This window comes from Robinsoniella sp. (genome assembly GCF_034124845.1).
Map to the genome: position 1 here is coordinate 1 of NZ_JAWYAJ010000345.1, position 5,755 is coordinate 5,755.

Sequence of the window (5,755 nt, forward strand, 5' to 3'; positions counted from 1 at the left end):
ACGGTAATCTCTGTCTCTAATTTTTCCCTGAGTTCCATTGCTTCTGTCAGTACCTGTTTAAAATCTGCTATTGGGCTTTGTTCACTACTGCCATCCCCATTTCCATCTGCTGCGGCAGAAGGATCCCAGTAAATAACCGGCTGACGCTGTTGATCTGAATCAAGATTGGTAACCTTGTCTGTATCATTTTCTTCTCTTTTATCTCCCTGCGCAGACGGTTTCTCCTGCCCGGAGGCCTGCACCGTTTCTTCCTCTGCCGACGGCATGTTATCTGCCGCTTCCGTTATACCCGGACTGCAAATAATTACTCCCAGACATAAAATAATCGCTAATATTCTTTTTATTTTTCTATTCACTTGGCATTCCTCCGGTCTAAATCTTTTTTCTAATATACAAGCGTATCCGGCATCAAACAGGCCCAGGACTGATCCTATAAATATCATTTATTTTATTGGAAATAATTGGAGATAAAATCAGACTTTTTTCCACAGCTGTGATACAATGAGTTACACAATAGAAAAACCATAGAAACGTAAATAGCAAAACAGGCGAAAGTCTGCGACGCAAAGCTACCAGGGTCTTTAAAATGACAGCCAGCTGCCGACTTCCTTATAGGATTATGCCTGCATGCGGACTGTCATTTTTATGTAAAAAGAAGTGGGGAAAAAAGTCTACCTTTTTCTCCATTTTTCTATTTTTTTAGACAGACCTGTCATATGCCTGCCCTTGATTCTCTCTGTACCTGACTTACCCATTTATGAAATGTTTTATGGTCTACACCTAGCCGTCTGCCCGCTTCCCTGGCACTGATGTGTTTCTCTTCCCACTGCCCATAAACAACAGAAAAATTCGGCGGCAGCTCTTTTTTAGGTCTTCCAAACTGAATGCCTTTCACCTTTGCTACTTCGATTCCTTCTTTCTGCCTCTGCCGTATATTCTCACGTTCCACCTGGGCTACATAAGATAAAATCTGCAAAACTAAATCAGCTATAAAAATACCTGTAAGATCATTTTCCCGGGCTCTTGTATCCAATAATGGAAAATCAATCACAACAATATCCACTTCCATCTCTTTTGTAATCTTGCGCCACTGCTGAATGATTTCATCATAATCCCTGCCCAGCCGGTCAATTGATTTGATATATAACACATCACCGGCCTTTAACTTTCTGATAAGCTTCTTATACTGGGGACGTTCAAAGTCTTTTCCTGACTGTTTATCTTCATAGATATGATTACGCATAATCCCCAGTTTTTCCATTGCCGCCATCTGCCGATCCGTGTGCTGCTCTTTGGTTGATACACGAACGTATCCATATTGTTGCTTTTTCAATTTATTTCCTCCTTCTGTATCTGTTTTCACAATTATTATTCCACATTGCCACGAAACTATCATTTCCCTTACTGGAACTTTCTATCAGCAAGTTTTACACAATAAAAACAAATTTCCAATGAATCACAAAAAATTCTTGCATCTTAAAATCAACTGTGCTATGATACATCCGAACGAAGGCGTTCAGATAATATCAAATATTATCTGAATGCCTTTTTTATTTATAAATCCACAGCACATTAAATTTATCTGTTAGGAGGTCTTTCTATGAATACTGGTGATACTGCTTTTCTCTTAATCTCAGCCGCCTTCGTTTTTCTCATGACACCGGGGCTGGCATTTTTTTACGGCGGTCTGGTACGCCGTAAGAACGTCTGTAATACCATGATGGCATGCGTTTCTGTTATGGGTCTGTCTATTGTAATGTGGATATTATTTGGCTATTCCCTCTCCTTTGGAGGGAACCATCTTGGCATAATCGGAGATTTTAGATGGTTTTCCTTCCAAGGAGTCGGTATGGATGCCGGTCCATATTCCCATACCCTGCCTCATCTGGTATTTGCAGCATTTCAAATGATGTTTGCAATGATCACCCCGGCCCTTATCACAGGTGCACTGGTTGGACGAATGCGGTTTAAAGCGCTTTTCCTGTTTATCGCCCTCTGGTCAGTAATCGTATATTATCCCCTGGCTCATATGGTGTGGGGAGAAGGCGGGTTTCTTGCATCCATTGGTTCCGTTGATTTTGCCGGTGGCAATGTAGTTCACATCAGTTCCGGTATCAGTGCTCTTCTTCTCGCCCTCTTTCTTGGCAGAAGACGCGGGTATGAGACAACATCATATCGAATACACAACATTCCATTCGTGGTACTTGGCGCATCCCTCCTCTGGTTTGGCTGGTTCGGATTCAATGCCGGCAGCGCCCTGGGTGCAAACGGACTGGCTGCTCATGCATTTATAACTTCTGCACTGTCAGCAGCAACGGCACTGTTATCCTGGATGCTGATCGATGTACTTAAAGAAGGAAAGCCAACGATCGTAGGCGCATCCACCGGCCTGGTTGTAGGTCTGGTGGCAATTACACCCGGTGCTGGTTTTGTCCCTGTCTGGTCTGCCTTTATCATTGGCGCACTGGTAAGCCCAATCTGCTATTTTACGGTGACGTTTATTAAAAAGCACCTGAAAGTGGATGATGCTCTGGATGCTTTTGGATGCCATGGAATCGGAGGAATATGGGGCGGCATCGCAACCGGCCTGTTCGCCAGAAGTTCCATTAACAACACAGCTAGATGGGATGGGATGATATTTGGCGATACCTGCCTGTTTACAGCGCAGATCATAGGCATTCTCATATCTGTTGCTGTTGCTGTCGTTGGTACTTTAATCTGTATAGGAATTGTAAAACTGTTCACCCCCCTTCGTGTATCCCCCAAAGAGGAACAGCTTGGACTTGATATTTCAGAACATGGTGAAAGTGCTTATCCGTCTTTCAATGGTTTTGATTAAGAACAGGAGGAATGAATGATGATCATTAAAATAGAAGCAATTGTACGGGAAGAGAAATTTGAAGATGTAAAAGAAGCGCTGGATGTGATCCAGGTAAACGGAATTACCATTTCCCAGGTCATGGGCTGCGGCGTACAGCGCGGATATAAAGAGATTGTCCGCGGAACCCAGGTAGATCTGATGATGCAGCCAAAGATCAAGTTTGAAATCGTAGTATCCTCTCCGGAATGGGAAGAAAAGGTGATTGCTGCTATTCAAAAAGCAGCGTTTACCGGTGAAGTAGGGGATGGTAAAATTTTCAGCTATGAAATAAGAAGTGCAATGAAAATTCGAACCTGTGAAACGGGCTATGAGGCATTGCAATCCGATAATTAATGTAAAAACGTGTTTGAAAAGCAGTCAAAGCTGCTTTCAGACACGTTGATTTCTATCCCACTCTTCTTTTAAAATTCCATATTCATAGGTATCCTGCCAGATTGGCTTCCCATGCTCATCAGACTTAAAGAAAATATTCTTTACCAGAAACCCTTCTCGCCGCATTCCAAGGCGTTCCATCAATTTCCAGGACTGCTGATTTCCTGGATTACACATAGCTACTACCCGGCGGACTCCCCAATTCTGAAATCCTTCATCCAGCAGTGCTTTAGCCGCCTCTGCCGCATACCCCTGACCCTGATACTTTAGATTAAATACATACCCAATCTCCCAGGTATCATACTTTCCTCTTTCAAAATATAGGTTTCCTATCATTTTCCCATTTTCCTGGAGGCATACCGCCCAGAATGACTTGCTGACTGATCGGATTCTCGCCTCCTCCTGGCATTTTTCCCAGGAAAATACCTCATATGGCTCATAATAGACTACTGCCTCATCGGACAGATATTCGTACAAGTCCTCCCAGTCGCTTTCCAGAAATCTACGTATAATCAAACGCTTTGTTTTCAATTCCCTCATAAATACCTCCCCTGCTGCCATAGGATGTGTCAGTTCAAGAACTGTTATTCTTCTATACTCCTACATTATGAAAATCCGGTATAAAACTTTCCAATGCCGTTTCCATACATTCTATGGGGACATTATAGCCTATGATTCATAAAATAACAAGTAGAAGCAGACCCGGATCTTCAATGGATGAAAACGTTTACCTCACACATTAAAAACGGCAGCTCCCATAATCAGGGTGCTGCCATTTTTATTTTAAGGAAATTATTAAAAACTAAAACAGACTATACTATATCCACGAAAGAACAGCCAATTATCATATCTATTTTTGAATAAACGTTGGAACATCCGTCAACTTCTTCATTCCATTTTCCACAATCAGATATCCGTCTTCAAAACGCATACCGGGAATATTTGCCTCAAATAGTGGAATATCGATAGAGATAACCATGTCTTTCTCAATTGTTATACTGCTGGACGGTCCCAGTATCGGCGGTTCAAATTCAATAACCCCTATGCTGTGAAGCCCGGAATACATAAAATTTTTTTCATATCCTGCCTCTTTCATAACCTGCCTGCCCATTGCCTCCACCTGGCTTCCTATATTTCCAGGTATTAAATTTTCTGCACATACATGCTGTGCCCGAATACACGCTTCAACAGCTGCTATTACTTCTTCTCCGGGATTACCAACCAGTATTGTTCTTCCACACGCCCCATGATAGCCTTCATACCTGGGCGCCAGTGTAACAATTACCACATCATTATGTGCAATCTTCCGATTGGTTGTCCTTGCCAATATATGCCTCGTATTTGGTCCGGAAGCCACAATGGGATCAATCCCGTAGCCTTCACATCCCATCTTGCGCATAACATATTCCGCCTCAGCAGCAATTTCACGTTCCGTAATACCCGGACGAATAGCCTCTATAGCAGCCTTCATTCCTGCATTTGCAATCGCATATGCCTGTTGGATGACTGCGATTTCTGCCTGGGATTTCAGACCTCTTACATTCTCTAACAGCTTATCTGCATCCACCAGATTTGCCGGTCGAAAGGCATTTTCTACCGCTTCATAGAGCTCTGCTCCCATATAAAGCTTTCCTGCCAGTCCCACTCTTTCCGGTACTTTTTGCACAAGCTGTTTTACAATCTGTTTTAATGGTTCAACTGCAGAAAATGGATAGTCTTCATCCTCAGCAGAAAATTCCGATAATACTTTGATATTTGGAATTGCAGAAATTTCTTTTGCATACCCTTCTGTCTCCGGACCAGTCAAAATGACCGGATCGCAGTCAGCTAAAAACAGTACCAGCACATTTTCAAAATGAGTTGGTAAATCCGCATAATATCTGGCATAAGCGTTACCATGTGTAGCTCTGTCATCACTATAGGCCAGGATAACATCTAACCGATTATCTTTCATAATCTTCTGAACCTTAGCCCAGCGTCCGGGATACTCTTCCTTTGGTATTCTGACTGCATTCTGATGCATACTTTTATCTCCTTTTGCACATCCATATAATACACTCTTATATATCATTACTTTTAAAGAGTCTCTTATAGAACCTTTTATCACCATTATACCTGTTTTATTGATGTTGTCATCCTTTTATCTTGTGTAAAAGTATCACTTTCTTGGGCAGCCTTACCAGTCCCCACCGGAAGCATATATCAATCATTCCATATTACGCAGACAGCCCGGCTTCTGCGTGCAGATGGCGGGAATGAATTTTCAAACACGCTCTAGTCCACAATCTCAAATATTTCTTCCAGGCTGTTGATTTCATATGTTGCAAGGGGACTTTTGCTTCCTATAATACAGGAATCGATCCCCAAATTCACAGCCCCCTGAATATCACTTGCTTCACTGTCACCGATTAACAGAACCGCTGTATCATCAAAGTCCGGAATGTGGGTTTTCACATATCTCATAAACTCAATCTGAGGTTTCTGAAATCCCACTTCTTCACT

7 protein-coding genes and 1 riboswitch are annotated in these 5,755 nt (G+C 42.4%); of the genes, 2 read left to right on the forward strand and 5 right to left on the reverse strand.

Features of this window, described 5'->3' with window-relative positions:
- Both ACH2DQ_RS17385 and ACH2DQ_RS17390 read right to left on the reverse strand, forming a co-directional pair.
- On the reverse strand, positions 1-356 hold a 356-nt coding region (locus ACH2DQ_RS17385; protein WP_395027615.1), incomplete at its 3' end, for a hypothetical protein.
- Positions 357-528: 172 nt separating this feature from the next.
- Positions 529-605: riboswitch (cyclic di-GMP riboswitch) on the forward strand.
- Positions 606-712: 107 nt separating this feature from the next.
- Positions 713-1,333, reverse strand: coding sequence for a recombinase family protein (locus tag ACH2DQ_RS17390; protein WP_394911710.1), 621 nt, complete (start codon positions 1,331-1,333; stop codon positions 713-715).
- Positions 1,334-1,600: 267 nt separating this feature from the next.
- Here ACH2DQ_RS17390 and ACH2DQ_RS17395 point away from each other — a divergent pair, with 267 nt between their 5' ends.
- Together ACH2DQ_RS17395 and ACH2DQ_RS17400 are read left to right on the forward strand one after the other, a co-directional pair.
- Positions 1,601-2,839 (forward strand): ammonium transporter, encoded by a 1,239-nt coding sequence (locus tag ACH2DQ_RS17395; protein ID WP_394911711.1) that lies wholly within the window; start codon positions 1,601-1,603, stop codon positions 2,837-2,839.
- 18 nt (positions 2,840-2,857) lie between these two features.
- Positions 2,858-3,214, forward strand: coding sequence for a P-II family nitrogen regulator (locus tag ACH2DQ_RS17400; RefSeq protein WP_394911727.1), 357 nt, complete (start codon positions 2,858-2,860; stop codon positions 3,212-3,214).
- A gap of 36 nt (positions 3,215-3,250) precedes the next feature.
- On the opposite strand, the gene ACH2DQ_RS17405 is transcribed toward ACH2DQ_RS17400, so the two are convergent.
- The 3 genes from ACH2DQ_RS17405 to ACH2DQ_RS17415 form a co-directional block, all read right to left on the reverse strand.
- Complete coding sequence (locus ACH2DQ_RS17405) at positions 3,251-3,793, reverse strand: GNAT family N-acetyltransferase (RefSeq protein ID WP_394911712.1); 543 nt, start codon at positions 3,791-3,793, stop codon at positions 3,251-3,253.
- Between the two features lie 310 nt (positions 3,794-4,103).
- On the reverse strand, positions 4,104-5,276 hold the full coding sequence (locus tag ACH2DQ_RS17410) for a M24 family metallopeptidase (protein ID WP_394911713.1): 1,173 nt from the start codon (positions 5,274-5,276) through the stop codon (positions 4,104-4,106).
- A gap of 251 nt (positions 5,277-5,527) precedes the next feature.
- Positions 5,528-5,755: HAD hydrolase-like protein (locus ACH2DQ_RS17415; RefSeq protein WP_395027618.1), on the reverse strand; the 228-nt coding region annotated here is incomplete at its 5' end.

Excerpts from the sequence above, each read along its gene's own strand:
- ACH2DQ_RS17395 (WP_394911711.1), top strand. The coding sequence starts at position 1,601 with ATGAATACTGGTGATACTGCTTTTCTCTTAATCTCAGCCGCCTTCGTT.
- ACH2DQ_RS17400 (WP_394911727.1), top strand. The coding sequence starts at position 2,858 with ATGATCATTAAAATAGAAGCAATTGTACGGGAAGAGAAATTTGAAGAT.
- ACH2DQ_RS17405 (WP_394911712.1), bottom strand. The coding sequence starts at position 3,793 with ATGAGGGAATTGAAAACAAAGCGTTTGATTATACGTAGATTTCTGGAA.
- ACH2DQ_RS17410 (WP_394911713.1), bottom strand. The coding sequence starts at position 5,276 with ATGCATCAGAATGCAGTCAGAATACCAAAGGAAGAGTATCCCGGACGC.